At 56.1% G+C, this 21,956-nt stretch carries 20 protein-coding genes; 3 read left to right on the top strand and 17 right to left on the bottom strand.

Annotated features, from left to right (window positions below; translation table 11 throughout):
* Nucleotides 1–5: 5 nt before the first annotated feature.
* The 12 genes from fliQ to fliF form a co-directional block, all read right to left on the bottom strand.
* The gene (gene fliQ, locus ZBT109_RS07765; RefSeq protein WP_027705517.1) at nt 6–275 is read right to left on the bottom strand and encodes a flagellar biosynthesis protein FliQ; all 270 of its coding nucleotides are present in this window, start codon (nt 273–275) and stop codon (nt 6–8) included.
* Between the two features lie 110 nt (nt 276–385).
* On the bottom strand, nt 386–1,189 hold the full coding sequence (gene fliP / locus ZBT109_RS07760) for a flagellar type III secretion system pore protein FliP (protein ID WP_408646056.1): 804 nt from the start codon (nt 1,187–1,189) through the stop codon (nt 386–388).
* On the bottom strand, nt 1,182–1,775 hold the full coding sequence (gene fliO / locus ZBT109_RS07755) for a flagellar biosynthetic protein FliO (RefSeq protein ID WP_027705519.1): 594 nt from the start codon (nt 1,773–1,775) through the stop codon (nt 1,182–1,184). Before fliO ends, fliP begins: the two co-directional genes overlap by 8 nt.
* A 25-nt stretch (nt 1,776–1,800) precedes the next feature.
* Nucleotides 1,801–2,307 (bottom strand): flagellar motor switch protein FliN, encoded by a 507-nt coding sequence (gene fliN, locus ZBT109_RS07750; RefSeq protein ID WP_027705520.1) that lies wholly within the window; start codon nt 2,305–2,307, stop codon nt 1,801–1,803.
* Nucleotides 2,300–3,370 (bottom strand): flagellar motor switch protein FliM, encoded by a 1,071-nt coding sequence (gene fliM / locus ZBT109_RS07745; RefSeq protein ID WP_084261844.1) that lies wholly within the window; start codon nt 3,368–3,370, stop codon nt 2,300–2,302. The genes fliN and fliM overlap by 8 nt, the downstream gene beginning before the upstream one ends.
* Before the next feature lie 4 nt (nt 3,371–3,374).
* Nucleotides 3,375–3,878, bottom strand: a complete 504-nt coding sequence (gene fliL, locus ZBT109_RS07740) for a flagellar basal body-associated protein FliL (RefSeq protein WP_051523940.1) — start codon at nt 3,876–3,878, stop codon at nt 3,375–3,377.
* Nucleotides 3,879–4,068: 190 nt separating this feature from the next.
* Nucleotides 4,069–5,508, bottom strand: a complete 1,440-nt coding sequence (locus ZBT109_RS07735; RefSeq protein ID WP_027705521.1) for a flagellar hook-length control protein FliK — start codon at nt 5,506–5,508, stop codon at nt 4,069–4,071.
* An 85-nt stretch (nt 5,509–5,593) separates the two neighbouring features.
* Nucleotides 5,594–6,043: a flagellar export protein FliJ gene (fliJ, locus tag ZBT109_RS07730; RefSeq protein ID WP_027705522.1), complete on the bottom strand. Its 450-nt coding sequence runs from the start codon at nt 6,041–6,043 to the stop codon at nt 5,594–5,596.
* Between the two features lie 33 nt (nt 6,044–6,076).
* Complete coding sequence (fliI, locus tag ZBT109_RS07725) at nt 6,077–7,525, bottom strand: flagellar protein export ATPase FliI (protein ID WP_269460470.1); 1,449 nt, start codon at nt 7,523–7,525, stop codon at nt 6,077–6,079.
* Between the two features lie 4 nt (nt 7,526–7,529).
* Nucleotides 7,530–8,327 (bottom strand): FliH/SctL family protein, encoded by a 798-nt coding sequence (locus ZBT109_RS07720; protein WP_051523941.1) that lies wholly within the window; start codon nt 8,325–8,327, stop codon nt 7,530–7,532.
* Nucleotides 8,320–9,345, bottom strand: a complete 1,026-nt coding sequence (gene fliG / locus ZBT109_RS07715; protein ID WP_120185353.1) for a flagellar motor switch protein FliG — start codon at nt 9,343–9,345, stop codon at nt 8,320–8,322. The genes ZBT109_RS07720 and fliG overlap by 8 nt, the downstream gene beginning before the upstream one ends.
* Nucleotides 9,323–11,071 (bottom strand): flagellar basal-body MS-ring/collar protein FliF, encoded by a 1,749-nt coding sequence (fliF, locus tag ZBT109_RS07710; protein ID WP_051523942.1) that lies wholly within the window; start codon nt 11,069–11,071, stop codon nt 9,323–9,325. Before fliF ends, fliG begins: the two co-directional genes overlap by 23 nt.
* Before the next feature lie 316 nt (nt 11,072–11,387).
* On the opposite strand from fliF, the gene fliE reads away from it, so the two are divergent.
* A complete protein-coding gene (fliE, locus tag ZBT109_RS07705) occupies nt 11,388–11,735 on the top strand; it encodes a flagellar hook-basal body complex protein FliE (RefSeq protein WP_027705526.1) in 348 nt (115 codons plus the stop codon).
* 446 nt (nt 11,736–12,181) lie between these two features.
* On the opposite strand, the gene ZBT109_RS07700 is transcribed toward fliE, so the two are convergent.
* The 3 genes from ZBT109_RS07700 to ZBT109_RS07690 all read right to left on the bottom strand — a co-directional run bounded on the left by ZBT109_RS07700 (nt 12,182) and on the right by ZBT109_RS07690 (nt 16,863).
* Nucleotides 12,182–13,165, bottom strand: coding sequence for a hypothetical protein (locus ZBT109_RS07700; protein ID WP_027705527.1), 984 nt, complete (start codon nt 13,163–13,165; stop codon nt 12,182–12,184).
* A gap of 671 nt (nt 13,166–13,836) precedes the next feature.
* Nucleotides 13,837–14,982, bottom strand: coding sequence for an MFS transporter (locus tag ZBT109_RS07695; RefSeq protein WP_051523943.1), 1,146 nt, complete (start codon nt 14,980–14,982; stop codon nt 13,837–13,839).
* Nucleotides 14,983–16,155: 1,173 nt separating this feature from the next.
* Nucleotides 16,156–16,863 carry an RNA polymerase sigma factor FliA gene (locus ZBT109_RS07690; protein WP_027705529.1) on the bottom strand — a complete coding sequence of 236 codons (708 nt, stop codon included), beginning with the start codon at nt 16,861–16,863 and terminating at the stop codon, nt 16,156–16,158.
* Between the two features lie 281 nt (nt 16,864–17,144).
* On the opposite strand from ZBT109_RS07690, the gene ZBT109_RS07685 reads away from it, so the two are divergent.
* On the top strand, nt 17,145–18,023 hold the full coding sequence (locus tag ZBT109_RS07685) for a flagellin N-terminal helical domain-containing protein (RefSeq protein WP_027705530.1): 879 nt from the start codon (nt 17,145–17,147) through the stop codon (nt 18,021–18,023).
* A 394-nt stretch (nt 18,024–18,417) separates the two neighbouring features.
* Here ZBT109_RS07685 and ZBT109_RS13840 read toward each other — a convergent pair whose 3' ends face one another.
* Nucleotides 18,418–18,702 (bottom strand): hypothetical protein, encoded by a 285-nt coding sequence (locus ZBT109_RS13840; protein WP_170144699.1) that lies wholly within the window; start codon nt 18,700–18,702, stop codon nt 18,418–18,420.
* A gap of 522 nt (nt 18,703–19,224) precedes the next feature.
* On the opposite strand from ZBT109_RS13840, the gene ZBT109_RS07675 reads away from it, so the two are divergent.
* Nucleotides 19,225–20,109, top strand: a complete 885-nt coding sequence (locus ZBT109_RS07675; protein ID WP_027706282.1) for a flagellin N-terminal helical domain-containing protein — start codon at nt 19,225–19,227, stop codon at nt 20,107–20,109.
* A gap of 675 nt (nt 20,110–20,784) precedes the next feature.
* Here the strand turns inward: ZBT109_RS07675 and ZBT109_RS07670 are convergent.
* A complete protein-coding gene (locus ZBT109_RS07670) occupies nt 20,785–21,690 on the bottom strand; it encodes an alpha/beta fold hydrolase (RefSeq protein ID WP_027706283.1) in 906 nt (301 codons plus the stop codon).
* Nucleotides 21,691–21,956 lie beyond the last annotated feature (266 nt).

Below are 21,956 nucleotides of genomic sequence, written 5' to 3'. Positions count from 1 at the left end.
CTGGTTTACCCGATCATCTGCGGAATTTCGTGGAACAGATTGCGGGTGAAATCGCCCAGTGTGCCCAGTACCCACGGTCCGGTCAGGATGATGATGGCCACGATAGCCAGGATCTTGGGAATAAACGACAGCGTCATTTCGTTGATCTGAGTAGCGGCCTGGAACAGGCTCACCAGTAGACCCACGGCCAGAGCCGTCAGCAGAATAGGGGCCGAAACGATCAGGGTCAGTTTCATGGCTTGGTAGCCAAGGTGTATTACGGTTTCCGGCGTCATCGCTACGAATTCCTTATTGCAAAGGCAGAGCACGCGAAGGTGCTCTGCCGTGAGCTGGTGCGAAGGCGGTTCACATCAGCATCGTCTTTCGGTCTACCCGGCCGCGGTATCTACATATAAAAGCTTTGGGCCAGTGACCCTACCAGCAGGCTCCACCCGTCGACCAGCACGAACAACATCAGCTTGAACGGCAGCGATATGGTGGTAGGCGGCACCATCATCATCCCCAAGGCCATCAGTACACTGGCCACGACCAGGTCGATGACCAAAAACGGAATGAAGATCATGAAGCCGATCTGGAAGGCGCTTTTCAGTTCGCTAAGGGCGAAGGCTGGCATCAGAACACGCATTGGTACGTCATCCGGAGAATGAAACTCAGGCATGTCGGCGATGCGGGCCAGCATGGCAATGTCCGATTCGCGGGTCTGGTGCAGCATAAAGGTACGTACAGGGCCCGCGCCGCGTTCGATCGCTTCTTGGAAGGTGATCTTGTCGGCGGCCAGCGGTGCATAGGCTTGATCGTAGACCTGAGAAAACACGGGCGACATGATGAAAAAGGTCAAGAACAGCGACAGCCCGATCAGCACTTGGTTGGGCGGCGAGCTGTTGGTCCCCATGGCTGTACGCAGCAGGCTGAAGACGATCACGATGCGCGTGAACGAGGTCATCATCAGCAGGGCGATGGGGATAAAGGTCATCGAGGTGAGGATGACCAGCGTCTGAATCGGGACCGACCAAGACTGTCCACCGTTGCCGGTCGGGTGGCTAACGATGCTGGCAGGCGAGGTGCCGGCAGCATGGGCCGGCATGGCGATCATCACCAGCAGCAGGGCAGCGGCGATGGCCAGCGTCCATAGGCCGCTGCGCTGGGCCGCGGCAAAGGAAAGGAGACGGGGCATACGAAGGCTAGGCATGATCGTTCCTATCATCATGAGCATCACGATCGGTCGTGGTGCGGCCGCGGGTATCCTTGCGACCGAAGGTCTGGCGTGCTGCTTCGCGCAGTGCCTGCGAGAAGGGCATGCCGGTGCGCGGTGCCGCATCGGTAGCGGCAACATCCGCTTGTGGTTCATCGGGGCGCGGCATTGAGTGCAGCGCGGTGATGCCCTGCGGTGAAATGCCGACGACCAGCCAGGTGTCGTTGATTTCCATCACGGCGATGCGTTCCTTGTTGCCGACCGCCTGCGTGTCGATGGTCTTCAGCACCCGCTGTCCGCTGCGGCGCATTGAGCCGGAGGACACGCGTTTCACCAGTAGCCCCAGTCCGAAGATAAAGGCGATGACGATGGCCAGTCCCCCGGCGACGTGAAGGGTGTCGCTCAGCCCTGGCGTGCTGGCTGTCGAGGTCGACCAGTCGAGTGCGGGGGAAGGTTGGGTGGTGTGGGCATTCAAGGCGCCGTTCGCCTTGGGGGCTACTACGGCAGCGCCTGCCACAGAGGTGGCAGGCGTTGTGAGCGTCTCGGACGACGTCTGAGACGGTACGGCAGATGGCTGAGTCATGGGCTCGCAGTGTCCTGACGGTGCATCAGCGCTTGTTGAGGCGCTGCAGGCGTTCGGCCGGAGTAATAATGTCGGAAACGCGGATACCGTAGCTGTCTTCGATCACGACAACTTCACCTTGAGCGATGAGGTAGCCATTGATCATGATGTCCATCGGTTCACCGGCCAGACCCTCAAGTTCTACGATGGAGCCTTTAGCCAGATCCAGCAGCTCGCGGATGCTTAGACGCGTACGCCCCAGCTCGACGGAAAGCGTGACGGGAATTTCCATCACCATTTCCAGCTCACGCGGTGCCGCGTTCAAAGACGGCTCGTTGCCTTTGCTTTCGCTCAGCGGACGGAATACGTCGGCATCGGCGGGCGTCGCAGTCGGGGCCGCTTCTTCAGACGGCTCGGCAGATTCGGCCGCAGCTTCCGTGGTTTCTTCTTCGGCAGAAGCGTCGCCAGTGGCGCCCTGTTCTGCCATGGCAGCACCCCAGATATCGTCGAGTTCCGACTGTTCCTGGGCGTCTTGGTTCTGTTCGTCACTCATGAATGGAGTCCTTCTCGACAATCGATGACAATCGTTCGCCCTTCGCCTTGCGCTTGCGGCCGCCAAGGTGAGCCAGGTCTTCGCCAGCGGGGGCATGGTGGTCAATAAGATGGTTGACGCGCAATGCCTTACGGTCTTCGATGGTGCCGTATTCGCTGGTCATCACCGCTACACCGTCGACTTCCACCGAAATGTCCGTGGGCAGTTCGATGGGCAGAATGTCGCCTTCCCTGAGATTCATCAGACGACCGATAGTGGTCTCGATGTCCACGAAGTGGGCCACCAGCTCAACATCGGACTGGGTCACTTCCTGGCTCAGACGTTTCAGGCGGGCCTGCTCGTCTTCATTGTTGGTATTGCTACCGCTGATCGGTTCGATCATGGAGTAGGGCATGCAAATGTGGAAATCACATTCGAAGTTGCCGAACTCCAGTCGAAAGATCGAGTCGACGACCAGTTCACTGGGCGTATCGACGATGTTGGCGAAGCGCGCCTGTGTTTCCGATCGCTGATGCGTGGGGGTGATCGGGAAGAACCCTTCCCACGCTTCTTGGTACGTTTCCAGTACGCTCTCGACGATGCGGTTGATAATGCGCTGTTCGGTACGCGTGAAGTCGCGTCCTTCCGCACGCAGCGCCAGTCGTCCATCACCGCCGAACAGGCTGTCGACCGTCATCAGGATCAGCTCGGGGGGGAACACGATAACTGTATTCCCTACCAGCGGTGCCATGCTGATCAAGTTGATGCTGGAAGGCACCGGCAGCGAGCGAGTGAAATCGCTGTATTTCTTGAGTTGGATCAACTGCTGCGGCTTGACGGAAATATCACCACCACGGCGCAGCAGATCTTCCAATGTCAGGCGTAATCGACGGGCAAAGCTTTCGTTGATCGTATCCATGTCCTGCAGACGGGTACGGATCGTACGCTGCTGCGTGGAAGGATCGAACCGACGAATGAGCTTGCCGTTGAAGCGTTCAGGCTCGTTGGAGTTCGACTTTTCTTCGCCGCTCACGTCATTGAGCAGCGCGTCGATCTCCTCCTGCGAAAGCAAGTCGTCGTTCATGGGATCACTGGACTATGAAGTCGGTGAAAAGGACCTGGCGGACGTTGATGGCGATCGCCGAGGTGTCGAAGGGTGCCATGAGCGCTTCGCGGATCTCATTGGCCAGTCGTTCCTTGTCCTGAGGCGTGCTCAGGTTGTCGGCTTTCTGACTGGACAGCAACATCAGGATGCGATTGCGCACTTCAGGCAGATGCTGGGTCAGCGCCTTGACAGCTTCGTCATCACTGACCTGAAGCGACAACCCGACATACAGCATACGGCCTTCGGTATCGTTCAAATTGACAGTGAACGGTTTCAACTCGGTGTATACCGGCGGTTTCACCTGAACGACAGAAGGCTGTTCGACGACGACATGCTGTTGAGGTGCAGTGGTGGCATGCCGAAAGAAGAAGTACCAGCAGCCACCGACACTTGCGCCAGCAGCCAAAATAATGATTACAAGCGCCAGCAGAAGGGTCGAAATGAAGCCGCGACGTGCAGGCGTGGTGTTGACGGATTCGTTGGACATGGTGCTCTCTACCCTGAAGAGTTGGTTCAATACTAGGCAATCTTGTCTGTTCGGTATGAGCTGAACAGCACGGCGATATATAGCCAGATCAGCGTTTTATGCGCGCCGTCTTTGCGGCGTGTTGAGTGCCGCACGGCCAATGGTGAAAAAGGGCCGTGCGGCCAGGCTACCTAGGTGGCCCGTACAAGACTCAGGCCGTCGCGCGAAGGCCTTGAGCGGTGCTCGTTGACGTGCTGGATGCCGTGGCGGCATCGGCAGGTTCTTCATGTGTAGCGCGCGCGGCCGTGTCGGATGCAGCGGCCTGTTCGTGCGTCTGATAAGACGACTGCTGCGACGGCTGCTGGTCGGAGGCCATGCCACTGAAGGCGTGCTGCTGCTGGGACGTCTGCTGGCCCGCATCTGGGTGGTGCTCGACAACGCTGACGTTCTGCAGCTGGATGCCTTGGTCGGCCAATGCGTGGTGCAGTGCGTTGACCGATGACGTCAGCGCATCATGTGCCTGACGGGAGTGGGTCACGAACTGAATGTCGGCTTGGCCGCGATCCATCTGCAGGCTGACTTCGAGTGATCCCAGCGAAGCCGGTGCCAGTGTCAGCGTGGTCTGCCCTTGGTCCAGACGGCTCATGGTCGAAATATGAGAGGCCAGTGCCTGATTCCAGTGATCGCTATCAATGGATGGCATCGTGGTGGCGGCACTGGCTGCTTGGGCAGCGCTACCGTTGCCGCTGGTTGTCTGGCTGATGGCGTTCTGAAGGCCAAAGTCCGCCTGCGAGCGTGACGACGATGTATCGACATCGCGTTCGTCATTGGCCAGTTGCGCCGCTGCCTGTGCATTCTGGTTGAGCGCGGACGTTGCGTTCTGTGATGTCGTGACCGGTGTGCGGGTACGCGTACGGTCGGATGAACTGGCATTGTCCAGCGAGAAGGGCGTAGCCGTGCGGCGTTCTGCTGTACTGCCTTCCTGAACGGTAGTGCTCTGAGCCGCTGCCTTCAGGGCTTCGGCGCTGCCCGCTGCACTGGTCTGATCATTGCGCTTCTGATCGACCAGCTGCTGAAGGGCCAGTGCCTGCTGCAATGCTTCGTTGCGGGCATCGGTGGCCTGCGTGGTGGTCGACGTGACAGTCGTGGCTGCCGCATTCACTGGCTCTAGCCCTTTCTGCGGGGCCGTCGTTTGAGCGGTCAGCGTGCTTTGCACGGCTTGCTGCGTATCGCCCGTCATCATCTGCTCGACGACCATCGACGCCAGAATGTCATTGGCCGCTTCGTCGTCGGTGGTGTCCGCCTGCTGTGTCGAACGACGGCGTGCGGCCTGAGACGAGGCCGTTTCGGTTTCCGCTGTCGTCAAATGTTTATCGCGGCGCTGCGCCGAGGCGTGCTGTGCGTTGGTCTTGCTGTCGGCGCTGGCCAGCGTGATCGCTTTTGCACGGTCTTCTTCGTGCGTGGCCGAGGCAGCAGGTGCGTTCGATGTTGATGTCGACGCCTGTTCTTGTGTGGTCGATGCGTCGTTCAGGGTGTTCTGGTACAGCGTGCTGAAGCCGTTCGACTCCCCGGCAGATACCGGGGCGGACGCCGATGGGGGCGTAGATGCAGCAGGCAGTACCGACGTAATGGAAAACGAACCGGTAGACATGGAAGGCTCTCTGTTGCAAATGCAGTGGATATAAAGTAAAGGCACTACCGGCCTTGCGGCCGGTAGTCATGACGCAGAAGAGGTATCAGGTGCCGCTCATGACACTGCGCGCACGGCTGGCATACTCATCCATCATGCGCTGATCGAGGCGTTTCTCGCGGGCCAGCGCCGCCTGTTCGCGCCGCTTGCGTAGCACGTCATAGGCATTGGTTTCGCGCTTCACTTCCTGCCAGTGGGTCAGGGCGCGTTCGACACGCTGGCACGCCGCATCCAGCTGGATCAGCTGCTGCTTGCGTGTCGCGTCGAGCGATTCGATGAATGCCTGCTGCTGTGCAAAGCGTTTGGCCGGTGCTCCGGCCATGCCCAACTGATTGAGTCCCTGACGGTACTGTGTCAGGTAGCGCTCGATCTGCTGTAGCTGCGTTTCACAGCGCTGCTGTTCGGCGCGGCAGTGGCCGAGCGTGCGGCTGGCGATATCCAGCCGTTCCTCGGCCAGATCGATCAGCACATCAAGTGATGAAGTGGCCTTGGCCATGTCGATCTTCTCCCAGTGTCAAGTCGCGCCGCATCACGAAGCGCGCAGTGTCGCCAGTCCCTGAATGGACGACGCCACATCGGCTCGCTCGTTGATGCCTTGTTTGAGATACGCCTCTATTTGAGGGTATTTCTGGATCGCCTGATCGAGCATCGGGTCGCTACCAGCGGCATAGGCACCGACGTTGATCAGGTCGCGGTTACGCTGATAGCGCGACATCAGTTGTTTTATATACTGCACATTGCTGAAGTGCTGATCGTCGATCAGGGCCGTCATGGCACGGCTTATCGAGGCTTCGATGTCGATCGCCGGATAGTGGCCGGCTTCCGCCAGACTGCGGTTGAGGACAAAGTGGCCATCAAGGATCGCGCGGGCCGAGTCGGCGATCGGATCCTGCTGGTCATCGCCTTCGGTCAGTACCGTATAGAACGCCGTCATGGTGCCTTTGCCGGGCGCATCATTACCGGCGCGCTCGACCAGAGCAGGCAGACGTGCGAAGACGGACGGTGGGTACCCTTTGGTGGCCGGCGGCTCGCCGATGGCCAGCGCGATTTCACGCACGGCCATGGCGTAGCGGGTCAGGGAATCCATAATCAGCAGCACGTCCAACCCCTGATCGCGGTAGTCTTCGGCCAAACGGGTCGCATAGGCCGCCCCTTGCAGGCGCAGTAGCGGTGAGTTGTCGGCCGGTGCTGCAACTACGACTGAGCGTTCCAGGCCTTCCGTTCCCAGCACTTCTTCGATGAAATCCTTCACCTCTCGGCCACGCTCACCGATCAGCCCGACCACGATGACATCGGCCTGTGTGAAGCGGGCCATCATGCCGAGCAGTACGCTCTTACCAACACCGGAGCCCGCGAACAGACCAAGCCGCTGGCCTTTGCCGACGGTCAGCATGCCGTTGATGGCGCGAACGCCCACATCGAGCACCTGTTTGATAGGGGCACGCTGCAGAGGGTTAAGAATGGGGGAGTTGAGCGATACACGACGCACATCGACCAGCGGGCCTTTGCCGTCCAGTGGTTCTCCGCGGGCATCGACGACGCGGCCGAGCATATTGGTGCCGACGGGCAGTACCTTCTGTCGACCGTGATAGGAATCGTTGGTCCAGACGCGCGCACCGGGCACAAGCCCGGCGGTTTCTTCATATGGCATCAGATACAGCGTGTCGCGCGTAAAACCGACAACCTCTGTTTCCGCCATACCCGCGCCGTCCGCTAGTTCGACCATACAGGTCGACCCCAGCGGTAGCTTGAGCCCTGCGGCTTCCAGCACGAGACCGGTCGCGCGCAGCAGGCGACCTGTGGTGGTCGTGCGGGGCAGGGCGTGAACGGCGGAAGTGGTAGCCGCAAGCGAGGTCAGTCGTTCTTCGAACAGCGATTGCATGAAGCGCGCATCGTCTGGATAGGCCGTCTGCCAGAGCGCATCGTGTGCATCGGCGTCCTCGATAGCCGTCGAGGAGGGGTGATCCGCTACTGACATGGACTCAGTCCTCCTTGAGATGAACGGCGTGCATCAGGCGTTGCCAGCGTTCTGCATGGGTGCTCAGCGTCGTCTGCTGTTCGGTTTCCAGACGGCAGTCGCCGCGAGCCAGTTGATGGTCGCTGCGCAGCTGCCAGCCGGTCTGTTTCAACGTGTCCTGCAAGTGATCGTGCACTAGCGTGTAATCGTCCGGATGCAGGTAGATACGCAGTACATCGGCGGTGTGGCCTTCTTCCTCCAGCATCGCGTCGACATCCGCGACGATCTGCTCGGGGCGAAGAGTGAGCGCTTCACCGGCCAGTTGGCGTCCGGTTTCCAGTGCCAGCTCGGTGACGGCCTGCGTCTGGCGCTGGCTGTAGTCGTGCAGGGCATGGCGGAACTGACGGATCAGCACCTCGATATGCTCGATATGGCCGGCCAGGCGTGCGTCGAGCGCCGCTTCAGCGCGAGAGCGAGCGTCCTGTTCACCGCTGTCGAAGCCCGCCTGATAGCCCGCTTCGTAAGCGGCCTTCCAGGCGCGGTCTTCGGCTTCCTTCTTGGCGATCTCGAACAGCTGGCGGCGCATATCAATGGCCCGTTCCTCATTGGGATCGGGAATGCGGTCGGCCAGTGTCTCCGGGGCGGGTGTCTGATCAGGCGGCGTATCGGAAGCCGCGCCATTGTTGCTGGCGCGGTTTGTCCGTGAATGCCGTTCCTTTTCGTCTTCGGCTAGATCGAGGGGTTTCATGTCCCAGCGATGCCATGACGTTGTCAGGCTGTCTTTCTGAGCATGCTGGGCGAGTATGCGAGCAGATTCAGACATACGCTTCTTCGCCTTTGCTGATCACGATCTCGCCGTTGTCTGCAAGACGACGGGCCAGATCGACGATTTTCTTCTGCTCGGCTTCTACCTGAGACAGGCGGATCGGGCCGCGCATTTCCATCTCTTCACGCAGCAGTTCGCCAGCACGGGACGACATATTGCCAAGGAAGTGCTCCTTGAGGTCGTCGGCGGCGCCCTTGAGCGCGATGACCAGCGTATTGCTGTCGATGTCCTGCAACAGGCGCTGGATAGAGTGGCCGTCGATATCCAACAGGTTGGCGAAGACGAACATTTCGTCGACGATCTGCTGGGCCAAATCTTCGTTGTAGTTGCGCAGAGCGTCGAGGGCTTCCTCTTCGTCGGAGCCGTTCATCATGTTGAGGATCTCGGCCGTCGGATGGATACCGCCGATACGACCACGCTTGATCTGCTTGCCGCTCAGCATGCCGCCCAGTACCTCATTGAGTTCTGCCATGGCTGCCGGCTGAACGCTGTTGAAGGTCGCGATGCGCAGCAAGATGTCGTTACGCAGCGCGCTGTCGAACAGCGCCAGTACGTCGGCCGCCTGACCACGCGACAGATGGATGATGATGGTGGCGATGATCTGCGGATGTTCGTCGCGGATGATTTCGGCCACCATGGCCGGTTCCATGCTGTCGAGTGCCTGAACGCCACTTTCTTCCTCTTCCTCTGGATCGAAAATCTCTTCCATGAGGCTGTTGGCGCGGTCTTCGCCCAAGGTCTTGAGCAGGATCGTGCGCACATGGTCCGACGAATTGATGCTGAGTGCGCTGTACTGATCCACTTCGTCGTTGAACATGTGCAGCGCTTCGCCGACCTTCTCGTTCGAGATCTGGCCGATCTGCACCATGGCACGGCTCAGCAGCTGCATGTCCTTGATGCCGAGGTGCTTGAACACCTCGACGACGGTATCTTCTTCGAGCGTCAGCATCAGGATGGCGCTGCGCTCAAGTCCAGGCGTCATGTCAATGGACTTATTTTTTGTCTTCGCTTTCATGCATCCATCCTTTCAGAATCATGGCAATCAGGCTTGGATCCTGGCGTGCACGTTCACGAACGTCACGAATACGGTTCTCATGCTGCTGACGTTTGATCTGGGCGACTTCGCGTTCGAATTCGGTATCGTCGTCCTCTTCCTCTTCTTCTTCCTGAGCGGTCAGCTCCTGCAGACGGCGCTGCTGTTCGAGGCGATCGCGGTAGCGCAGCCAGTGCGGGCGAACCAGTTTGCGCCACAGCAGCCAAGTGATGATGGCGTACACGATGTAGCGGCCATAGTTGCTCAGGAAGCCTGCGAGCAGCGGATTTTCCCACCACGGTGTCGTGTCTTCGTCGACGGTCGGCGTCAGCGGTGCATTGACGATTTCGAGACTGTCGCCGCGGGCTTCGGAGTAGCCCATGGTTTCACGCGCCACGCGCTTGATGCGGTCCATCGTCTCGGCGTCGAGAGCGATCGGCTGACCTTCTTCAGGTGCCGCTTCTGTCGCGGGTGCCGTCTGCTGAGGCTGAGCTGCGTTGCCGTCCTTCTGTTCGGTCGGTGCGGCAGGCGCTTCTGCCGTAGCCGGTTTGGCCGGAGCAGGGCGATAGTTGACGACAACGGCGACGGACAGGCGTTTTACGGTACCGCGCTGTTCCTGTACGTGGCGGATCGTGCGGTTGACTTCGTAGTTGCTGGTCTGATCGCGACGCGTGCTGTTCGGCGGCTCAATGCGGGTGGTCTGCTGATCCTGTGCGTTGATCGGAGAAGCAGCCGTGCCAGGAGGCTGGTTGCTGATCGCGCCCGGAACGCCGCCAACGGCTGTGCTGCCGACCTGACGGGATTCGCTGGTCTGCTGGCTGCGCAGTGCTGTGCGTTTCGGATCGCTGTTGGGATCGTAGAGTTCCTGCGTGTGCTCTGCGCGCGAGAAGTCGACATCGGCGGTGACCACGGCACGAACGTTCTCCGGCCCCATCATGGCGCCCAGAATAGATTCGAGGCGCTTCTGATATTCGCGCTCGATCTGCTGGGTGTACTTGAACTGGGCATCATCAATGCTGTCGGGGTTGCCGTTCTTGGTCAGTAGCTCACCGCGCTGGTCCACGATGCTGATGGCATCGTTGGGCATTTCGCTGACGCTGCTGGAGACCAAGTGCGTGATAGCAGCCACTTGGCTCTGATCCAGCGTGCGGCCTGAACGCAGGTGCACGACGATGGACGCGCTGGGTTTGCGGCGGTCGCGTACGAACACGGACGGGGCGGGAATGGCCAGATGTACACGCGCCTTCTCTACGGCATCAACCGTTTCGATGGAGCGCGCCAGCTCACCTTCCAGCGCACGCTGGTAGTTAACGTGTTCGGCGAACTGACTGATACCGAAAGCCTGCTTGTCCATCAGCTCGAACCCGACGCCACTGGCCTTGGGCAAGCCTTGACCTGCCAGCGCAAGGCGAACTTCATCCACCTGGCCGGAAGGGATCATGACGGTCGAACCGTTAGCGGCTAACCGATAAGGCACCTTCATCTGATCGAGTTGAGTGACGATGGCACTGCCATCTGTGTCCGACAGATTGCTGAACAGGGTCTTGTAGTCGGGGCTTCGAGCCCACAGCAAGATGACCAACAAGACCGCGGCAGCAGCTGCAACGGCCATCACTAAGGATAGGTAAGGGATCTGGCGAATACGCTTGAGCAGTTCTTCTGCCCGTTGCGTCAAAGCAGTTCTGGCTGAGGCCGTCGTGCTGCTCATGCGTCTGCTCCTGGCGTCAATGAAACGGCGATGGTGAAAGACATGCCACTCCGAGGTCTGTATTTCTTTATTGATTGTCCCTGTGCGCCATCAGTACATATGCACAAGGCAAGATCGGATGGTGACTATTATTCGTGCTTACGCAGGCAGTGATGGGCTGAATAGGCCGTGATTTGAACTTTATTCCGTTCTTTAGCGATACCTTGAGAATGCTAGGCTTGCCCCGACCTCCGGAGACCGCGTGTGGCGGTCGATTCCGGCCGTTGTGTTTCATTCATTCCGTCATCAGTTGATCGAAGAAACAGGAGACGAGGCCATGGCCATTTCAGGCGTAGGCATGCAGAACGTACTGCAGATGTTGGAGTCGACATCGCTGCAGGCAGGCAACACGATCGGATCTGCACAAAACAGTGCGGCACAGATCAGCAACGCGCAGGAAGGGCTAAGCTTTTCCGATACCCTTAAGAATTCACTGGACCGTATCGACGGCATGCGCAAGAGCGCCGATGCCAAGGGACAGGCCTATGCCCGTGGCGACAAGAACGTCCAGCTCAACGATGTGATGGTCGATATGCAGAAAGGCAGTCTGGCGCTGCAGATGGGCGTTGAAGTGCGCAATAAGGTAGTGACGTCGTACAAGGAAATCATGAACATGCAGGTGTGATCCCCCTGAAGGGCCTGCATGATGAGCGCGATATCGGTGTCTTGCGTTTCTAGGGGCGAACACGCTTGATGGAAAGGCAGGTCTTGGCGTTCGGGAACATGCTCGACGCCATGAGCAAAGACAAGGATGATCCCTTGGCGGCAGCTAATCTCCCATAGCCCCCGCGGTCTCAAGACTGCTGGGGCTATGCGCGTTATAGGGGCTGTTTGAAGGGTACTACATAGGCTCGGCCCCGTTACTTAGAGAGCGTTTCATAGCCTGAGTGAGTGATTTTGCCCTTCCCTACAATGGAAGGTTTCTACCCCAATTTTGGGGTGTGAAGTTCCTTCAATGACATGGGTATTGGGGTGATGAAACATGCTCTTATATATAACGCCTTTACGACAGACACTGCTGCATAAGGTGTCAGCGCCGTACGGCGGCAACCCCATGATATATCTATGCCTCTACTGCCGAGTAATGACCGTCTTGAGGTGGATGATCTTGCCCGAGGGGTTGGTGGGGTAGCGAGCGGCCCGCAGTGCGTCAATGCCGCGGCCACACAGCTCAGCGTTGTCATCTTCACGCTGGGCCAGTGCTGTCGCAAACGAGCCGTCATGGTCGACGTACAGGTCGATCTGGCAGCGCTGTGTTGCCGGCATGCGCTGCGGTGTGATGTTCTGGAACGCGCGTTTGGCGACGACGGCGTAAGGCTTCGTGGCATGGTTGCTGCTTTCTATATCGTCACCATCATCAAGCGATAGTTCCGAGCCTTCCTCGGCCGATGGGCCACACGGCATGTCCATGCGGCGGCGACTGAAGGTCAGTGTATGGCTTATGCCATTGTTGACAATATCGCTGCTGATGGTCATCAGCACATCGGCATGATGATCGGACTGAAGCAGATAGGACAGTGTTCCGCCGTCATAGTCGGGGGCGGCGGCACAGATCAAATGATGGCGGATGCCTTTTCTGTCCAGCGACGGTAGCGGGTCGAAGGCGCAGTTAGTGTCAGCATCACCATAGCACCCGTCAGCCCGAAGCCGGATCCACCCAGGTACATCGGTGGTGGTGCTATCTGTCATCAAGGCTAGCTGCCAGCCCAGCTCTTGGTGGATATCGTCACGCAGAGTCGCGGTCTTGCCCGCTATGTCCATGCGGAAATAGCCCGTGCGTATCTCTCTGGGCTGTGCGTCAGAGGGTGTGGTGGGAGCTTGCCAGATCAGCGGCAGATGAGGTTGCCAATCGCGCGACCATGGCGAGCCGTTCTCTTCCATGATGGCGGTCACGACCTCCGCAAATTCTGTATGAGGTTGGCCGTTGAGCGATGCTGGGACAACGCTGGTGGTCAGGTTCATTGGCTGGCGCACAGTATGTTCCAAGGACGTCGCTTCGGCAGATAACGACATGCCGATAAAGGCACTCCACAGGCAGAATCGGATGACGCGCATATTATCCCTTCATAATGATTTTATTTAGAGGCTGTTTCATAACCTGAGTGATTGCTTTTGCCCTTTCCATAATAAAAGGTGTCTACCGCAATTTTGGGGTTTGAAGTCCCTTCAATGATATGGGGATTGAGTTTATGAAACATGCTCTTAGTTATAACAATGGTTTCATGAATTCTACCGTATAACGCTTTCCATGGCTCGGCCAGGTCGCTGCTGACGACGGTTCAATGAACGGCGGCTATCTGCATGCAGAAGGCCATCGGGCTGGGTGCTTGGGTAGAGCAGAGGATTGACGGCGTATGTCGTGAGTGCAATCGCAATACCGCCAGTAGGTAAGTGAACGATCATCAGGTTCGAGCGATAGGAAGGGGGTTGATGGGCCCTACGGGCTGTGATCGGCGGGATCTATAAGGAATCCGAGCAGCGCTAATGCAGGGAGAATGACAATGTTCACGGCTAGCGTAAAGTACCGCAGGCATTAGTCCGTAGGTGTGACGATGCAGAGCCTTATTCGTATAAGGGAAAAGCACGACGGGCAGTGCCGTGTATTAGGCGGTGCCGCCCGTCGTTTCGCCGTTATTTATATCGCAGGCGTACATTGAGTAGAGAAATACCGCGCGTGATCAGGTGTGATTGAATCGGTGTGCACGGTGTGTCGTCGTTTACTGTTTTCAGTCGAGGATGCGGCGAGCATACCGGCAGACGAATGCCACGATGACCAGCGTCAGGGCGGCGAAGCCGCTGAATAGCCCAACATAGCCTGTCTGCTTCAGCAGTAGGCTGCCGATCCAAGTGCCCAAGCCGCCTCCGCCGAAGACGCCGACGCCAACCAACCCCGATGACAGCCCTTTGTAGAGTGGTGCCCGTGTCAACGCAGTGCTGGCCAGTACGGACTGAATGAGTACATAGGCGGTGCCCAGCAGCAGAACCGCTAGATAGGCCAGCAGGCAGTTCTGCGCGATCAGGCAGCCGAAAGCACACAGCGAGCAGACGAATCCGGCGGTCAGGCGCTGCTGAGCAGAGAAGCGAGCGGCCAGCACTGTATTGGCCATCCCAGCCGAGAAGCATACCAGCCCAAACAGCATCAGCCCGATGCCGACCCAAGTGTGAGGCAGACCGAATACGCTTGAAAGGTAGGCCCCCATGAAGGAGTAGCCGCCCAGCACTGTGGCGCCATTGCAGGCCGCTAGCGCATAGAGTGCAAGCAGGCGTCTGTTATTCAGCAAGGCACAGAGTGCGCCACGCAGTGACGAACGCGTTGACGACTCGGCCGCAGAAGGAAGCAAGAACAGCAGGCCGCACGAGATCAGCGACAGTACCGAGAAAATAGCAAAGATACTGCGCCATCCCCCTAGCTCAAGAAGCCAGCCGCCCAAGCCGGCGCTCAGTCCCTGACCCAAAAAAACGCTGCCGAAGAACAGGCCAATAACGTTGGTCAGCATCTGAGGAGTATAAAGTTCGCCCAGTGCGCCTAGCGACACGGTGATGATACCCGCGGCGAAGAAACCGGCCATGAAGCGAAAGGCGGTCAGCCACGCAAGACTGCCCGCCAGTGCGCAGCACAGAGTGGCAATGCACAGCAGCAGCATTAAGAGCTGCAGCACGGTCTTCCTCTTATAGGTATCGCTGTAGTAGCCATAGAGCGGCTGCATGATGCCGTAAGGCAGAAGATAGGCGGTAAGTACGGCGCTCGAGCGGGCAACGGTCGTATCGAAGGTCGAAGCGATATCGGGCAGTAGCAGTGAGGCCACCCAGTTGTCAGCGGCCGAAATAAATCCTGCAAAGCCTATCCAGCACAGCGCATGATGCTTGTTCACCTTTTGCTCCTCGATACAATGTAATTGCGTATATAAACGGAAACTTCCGGCATTGTAGAAATCTCTCTTATCCTTAAAGAAATCACTTGATTCACAGCACGATATTCATAGCTATGATATTTAGTGCGTAACGTCAATTGTGAGCGTGATATGAATCAAGTGCTGTGCATATATGCCGCAGGTTATTCAATGAGGCTTTACTTTTTCTAGATGGATTAAATAAAAACAGCGTGTTCCGTAGCGAAAGGAAAATGCCCGCATAGGGTAACAGAGGGGGTAAGAGCCAAATGTTCAGATACCACCGGGCGCGATGGCTACAACAGCGGTTGCTCGCTGTCATCCAGTACGCTCATCGGTGATGTATAATAAGATAATTAAGGACGATGGTTATATTCATGTGTCGATGGTTATAGCACCATAAGCGATATAATTATAGTTGAACAGTGCAATACCATTATTGCTATGCTTATTATATTTTGAGTGTCATGATTTGTCTGCGGTTATATTGTGCGAAAAGGCTGTTAGATACATTATGGTCTTGAGGTGATATGGACCAATATGATATTGGAAAACTCTTTAAGAGACTGTTGCATAATCTGAGTGATTACCTTTCCCCTTTCTAAAATAGACGGCTTTTGTCGCAAATTTTTGGTTTGAATTCTCCTCAATGACATGGGTATTGGGGGTATGAAATACGCTCTAAGATAATACGGGCATGCGCTGAATATTTCAGGCGGCGAGACGAGTTTTGTCACTTGAAAGGAAGAGGCCTGATGCCACGACTTGCGGGATCGAACATACCGTTAGTACGCGAGTGAGTTGGTCATCGTCATGCTGGTGCTTTATCTGACAATGTCAGTGGGGAACGGCAAACCGTATGGTGGGTGGGAGTATCGCTGCGGTGTGGGATGGCAGCCAAGGTGCCGAGCTAGTTGAAAAGGGATCGTTCCCTTCCGCCGTGCAAGGTGCTCTTCATGGATAGAAGCGGCGGGGGAACCGGTTGGGCGAGGGGAATCGTCGCTATCCAGAAAAGGAACGGAGAAAAGGCAGACACTCTACGAGAGACATGTCCACCTTTTGGTGGTTGGCCGTAGCCATGGAGGCATCATCCTGCAACTGCACTCGGCCAACAGGCCTATGGCCCGCTGAACCGACGTCACGAAAGAGAAACGGTTACCAGCTCAGCTTTACGCGCAGGCGGGCAACGGCCTGGGAATGAAGCTGACTGACACGGGATTCACTGATTCCCATGACCGCTCCGATTTCCTTAAGGTTGAGCTCTTCCTGGTAGTAAAGCGCCAGCAGCATCTGTTCTCGCTCAGGCAGTTGACCGATCATTTCCATTAAACGCTGTTTTGTCGCGGACTCTGTAGCGGCCTGCTCCGGGGTATCGTATGGCGACAGGTCCGGATCAATCGCACTGGCCAGTGTCTCATCGTCACTTTCTTCCTGATAAGAACTGAATAGCCCGTCGTTGGCATCGCCCATCAACTTACGGTACTCGTTGATCGACATTTCCAGATGATCTGCCACCTCACGTTCAGAGGGGGAGCGACCCAGAATCTGTTCCAGCGAGCGCATGGCCTGTTCGACACGGCGATAGGAGCGGCGAACACTGCGGGGTAGCCAGTCGCGGCTGCGCAGTTCGTCGATCATCGCACCATGTACGCGTTGGCTTGCGTAGGTAGAAAAGGATGCCCCCTGTGTCGCATCGAAACGGTCATAGGCATCGATCAGTCCCACAATGCCGGCTTGGATCAGATCGTCGACCTCGACGCTGGCAGGCAGGCGTACCTGCAAAGCCAGAGCCTGTCGACGAACCATCGGCAGATACTGAGAGATCAGGCCGGCACGTTCGCGTCGGCCAGAGGCCGTATATATATCTGCTGTCCCTATTGATGATGACATGGAAGCCTTCTTCTATTCTGCAAAACGGATTCGCACAGGCACGCATTATCCGGTGGCACCTCCGATAATGAGGGTCGGAAAAGGGGGGCTTTTACATGCCATATTCTTCAATCTGACGGGATAAAGCTTCACAGGATGGTGCCGATACTTTTTGGGCAGCGGCGAAGATCGCTACCACGCCATAAAAGAAAGAATAGAAAGGCAACTCATAAACCGTGGCGTGTATACATCACAGTTTTAAAGGAAACGAATAAATGGCACAGGTAATTGCTACTAATACACTTTCTCAGCTGACTCAGAACAACCTGGATAAATCGCAGAAAGCACAGAACCAGGCGATCGAACGTCTGTCTTCTGGTCAGCGTATCAACAGCGCCAAAGATGACGCAGCGGGTCTGGCCATTTCCGACCGCATGACGTCGCAGGTCAACGGTCTGAAGCAGGCCAACCGCAACGCCAACGACGGTATGTCCATGGCGCAGACCGCTGAAAGCGCTTTGGGGGCAGTAACGGATAACCTTCAGCGTGTACGTGAGCTGGTCGTGCAGGCCGCTAACGGCACGTACACTGATGAAGACCGTCAGAGCATCAACAACGAAATTGATGCTCGTCTTCAAGAAGTGGATCGCATTGGTAAAGACACCACGTTCAACCAGAAGCAGCTGCTGGGTAGCACGGGGACTACCGCTACAGCGCTGACGGATACCGAACTGACCACCAAACTGCAGATTGGTGCATTTGACGGTCAAACTATCGACCTGAAACTGACCGACGTACGTACGGTTGCCAGCACGCTGAAAGGTGGATCTGACTACACTACGGCGGGCAACAAACTGATCGACGGCACAGGTAAAGTCCAAGATAGCGCACTGGCGACTATCGACGCTCAAATCAAAGCCGTTGACAGCACTCGTAGTACGCTGGGTGCTCAGCAGAACCGTCTGGAATCTACAGTAGAAAGTAATGCGGCTACGGCAACCAACCTGTCTGCTGCCAAATCTCAGATCTCTGACGCTGACTACGCTGCCGAGGTTTCTGCGATGAGCACCGCGCAGATTCTGCAGCAGGCGGGTCAGAACGTGCTGTCTCAGGCGAACTCTGTGCCGCAGAACGTCCTGTCTCTGCTCAAATAAGGCCAAGCCTTTTTGTGGTGGCTAGAGAGATACCGCGTGTTGCTGCATGAATCGCAGCGGCGTATTCATCGTAAAGCATAACGCGTATCCATGGTGTCCAACGGGCCTTCCTTCGGGAAGGCCCGTTTTGCATGGGCACTAGAGAAGATAAGTTGAAGAAAAAAGAAGCAGGGCAAGTACACCTTCAGGGTGCTCTGCCTTGGCGGTGGCTATTTATCGGTTATCGTCTTCGCGAGCAGAAAAGATACGTTATGTCGTTGTAGTTATAGTGGGTCAGCGCGTGTCCTCTTTTTTTTGTATCAAAGATGCTCAAACACAGAGGAGAGGATTCAACGCCTTCCTATCTGTAGGGCATTGTACGGTAGCGCTTGTGTAAACGGCTTGGATGCCATTTCTATCTGCCCAACTGCCCAACTGCCCAACTGCCCAACTGCCCAACTGCCCAACTGCCCAACTGCCCAACTGCCCAACTGCCCAACTGCCCAACTGCCCAACTGCCCAACTGCCCAACTGCCCAACTGCCCACCAACCCACCAACCCACCAACCCACCAACCCACCAACCCACCAACCCACCAACCCACCAACCCACCAACCTAGGGGATCAGTTCTGTCGCTGGGCTTTGTATCCGCGCCCTCAAGCGCGGTTTCGGTGGCGGCCGTGGAGGGGGTGTCTGGCAAAGGCGCTCTCCCAACGTTGCGCTTGTGATTAAAGGCAATGCGTCCGCACCCCATCATTTATAAAGGTGGTGACTCGGATGCACGTTTGAGCGCTTTTATGGGTGCGAGGGGGAGGGCATGTGATGCCTTGGCCTTGATGAACGTGTGCTTATTCAACCGCTTTCGGTAACCGATCGGGCGGTTTTCAGCGCGATACGACAGGTGGAAGAGATAATTTTCGGGGCAATATAAAAAAGATGTACCGCAGAGTAATCAATGGGATAGCTAAGGTAGTGGGTATTTCCTTACCTGTAATATGCTGAATGCTCTGGCTATTTAGTAGGACTATAAGCACTTGAGCAAAGCATAGTTTCGAGGTGGGACATTTCTTATTGCTATATCTCAACATTGCGAATGGAAATTGGCTTAAAGATACCCAAGGGCGGGCCGATAATTTTGGAGCAACGGTAGTCACCGTTACCACACCACAAGAGGCATAGATAGCCCCGGTGTGTAGATATCAGCGTTTTAAAGGACACGAAAATGGCACAGGTAATTGCTACTAACACGCTTTCCCAGCTGACCCAGAACAACCTGGACAAATCCCAGAAAGCACAGAACCAGGCGATTGAACGTCTGTCTTCTGGTCAGCGCATCAACAGCGCCAAAGACGACGCTGCTGGCCTGGCGATCTCTGACCGCATGACTTCTCAGGTTAACGGTCTGAAACAGGCTAACCGTAACGCCAACGATGGTATGTCTATGGCTCAGACTGCTGAAAGCGCTCTGAGTGCAGTTACCGACAACCTTCAGCGTGTACGTGAGCTGACGGTTCAGGCGAAAAACGGTACTTACACTGACGAAGACCGCCAGAGTATCAACAACGAAATCGACGCTCGCCTGCAGGAAGTGGACCGTATCGGTAAAGACACCACGTTCAACGGCAAGCAGCTGTTGGGTAGCAGCGACAAAACTTACTCCGGTACTGCTCAGACTGACGCCCAGCTGACTACCAAACTGCAGATCGGTGCATTCGACGGTCAGACGATCGACCTGAAACTGACTGACGTTCGTTCTGTAGCGTCTACACTGAAAGGTGGCCCTGACCAGACTATCAGCGGTAACGCTCTGATCGACAAAGACGGTAAGGTTTCTGACTCAGCTCTGGCTACACTCGATGCTCAGATCAAAGCGATCGACAGCACTCGTAGTACGCTGGGTGCACAGCAGAACCGCCTGGAATCTACAGTAGAAAGTAACTCCGCTACTGCTACCAACCTGTCTTCTGCTAAATCCCAGATCTCCGATGCTGACTATGCATCTGAAGTATCTGCAATGAGCACCGCTCAGATCCTGCAGCAGGCTGGTCAGAACGTACTGTCCCAGGCTAACTCTGTACCGCAGAACGTACTGTCTCTGCTCAAGTAATACAGAGCATTACTTGTGGTGGCTGTGGGGATACCAAGTGTCCCCACAGGGGAATGAAAATCTCCCTGTGTGGGCCACTTCGAGTACCCGTTGTGTCCAGCGAGCCTTCCTTCGGGAAGGCTCGTTTTGTTTGTGGCGTACCCTGTTTTCCATATGCTTTCTTTACATCGTGGCAGGTAGCTGTGAGATCGGTCTCTGTATTGGGAGTGAGCATTGAAGCGTGCGGTCTGGATACGGTGGGGTTGGTAACGACCACGGTGTCGTTTTTGAATGCGAGATGCTGTTTCTGAGGCCGCGCAACAGGCGAAAATGTTCTTCGCGCTAAAAATTGGCGATAGAGTAAGGCCGAATTTTGGGGAGTAGGCCACTCAAGGATAGGAAAGAGGAGGGTCGTTATTCTTGGTCACGAATGATGAATATACGGTATATGACACTTAGATAACGGCTGTCATTAGCACGATCAATGATGGGATGAGTTCAGAGGCGCTAAGATCCATCGTTACATTCTGAATAAGCGGTGAATTAAATAAAGGGACGGGGCGGGCTACGGGGCACAATAGTGTTTCCGAGACGAAGGGTATTAGCTGCACCTCAATTATTTTACAAGGGTGCAACATCGCACCGCTATGACCTATTGCTTATACATGCTTTCTATTGGGTAGGTGTAATATGGTTTTACACTTTGTAACGGCTTACGAAGTGATCTATTTCATCAATGATTTCGTCGTAGAAGACAGAAGGCACATCGTGTCCCATACCGTTGAGGGGCTTGAATATTGCGCCAGGAATCGTATCGGCGACGTCCCGAGCGCAGGCGATGGGCCACAGCGGATCGCATGTGCCATGCATAACTAAGGTGGGACAGTGTATGGAAGACTGCCATGATCTGAAATCGCCCATTGAGGCGAAGGCTGCAAACTGCCGGCGTGCACTGCCTCTCATATAGCCTCTCTCCAGCTCATCCTGCACGATACCCCAGTGAAACTCTTCATCGAAAGGGCATCCATGCCCTGCAAGCCCCCTATTCAGTGTCATCTTATAGTCAAGATATAACGCTCTTTCCGTCACCGGATCCGGGGTATGGCGCGCCATGATCTCCGCTAGTCCGGGGGCGGAAGGGGGCAATGCCGGGTTCATGCTGCTGGTCATGACCGAAGTGACCGTGCTGATATGCTCGGGGTAAAGATACGCTGTCAGCTGTGCAATGGTGCTTCCCATTGAATAGCCGACAAGATGAGCCTGACCGATGCCCAGTGCGTCTAGTAGGCCAACTGTATCTTCCGCCATATCATAAAGTGTATAAGGCGCTTGATAGTCTTTCGGTGCCGTGCCATGTGCATCGGCCAGTACGCCTTGCCTTGGCTGCACGATGTTGGGGAAGTGCGTGGATAGCCCGCTGTCACGGTTATCAAAGCAGGTGACGCGATAGCCTTTATCTGCCAGTTTCTGGCGCAGCGGTTTTGGCCAGCGGGTCAGTTGTATGCCAAGCCCCGTGACCATCACAATATCGCATGATGGCTGTGAATTCCCGAGCGTTTCATACCCCAGCGTTATGCCTTTTTCCGTAGTTACTGTCGGCATGATGTTTCTCCTCCAATTAAATCGGGCACTTACATTAATATGGCGATTCTTTTTAAATCGCTATATTAGTATAGTGGATTATCGCTGTTGTCTAACTCCCAAGAGATGAAAATAATAATATGTGGTTTCGCTTCATTGTTTTACGTAATAATTCTATAAAATATAGCGCAATAATATTGTCCGCTATATGCAGTGAACTTAAGAAAAGGCGCTTGAATGATTTACTGTAATTTATCAGATACCTTAAATCTAGCGCAGAAAGGGAA

Source organism: Zymobacter palmae (assembly GCF_003610015.1).
GTDB classification, from domain to species: domain Bacteria; phylum Pseudomonadota; class Gammaproteobacteria; order Pseudomonadales; family Halomonadaceae; genus Zymobacter; species Zymobacter palmae.
This window is presented reverse-complemented; position numbering and strand designations above follow the sequence as displayed.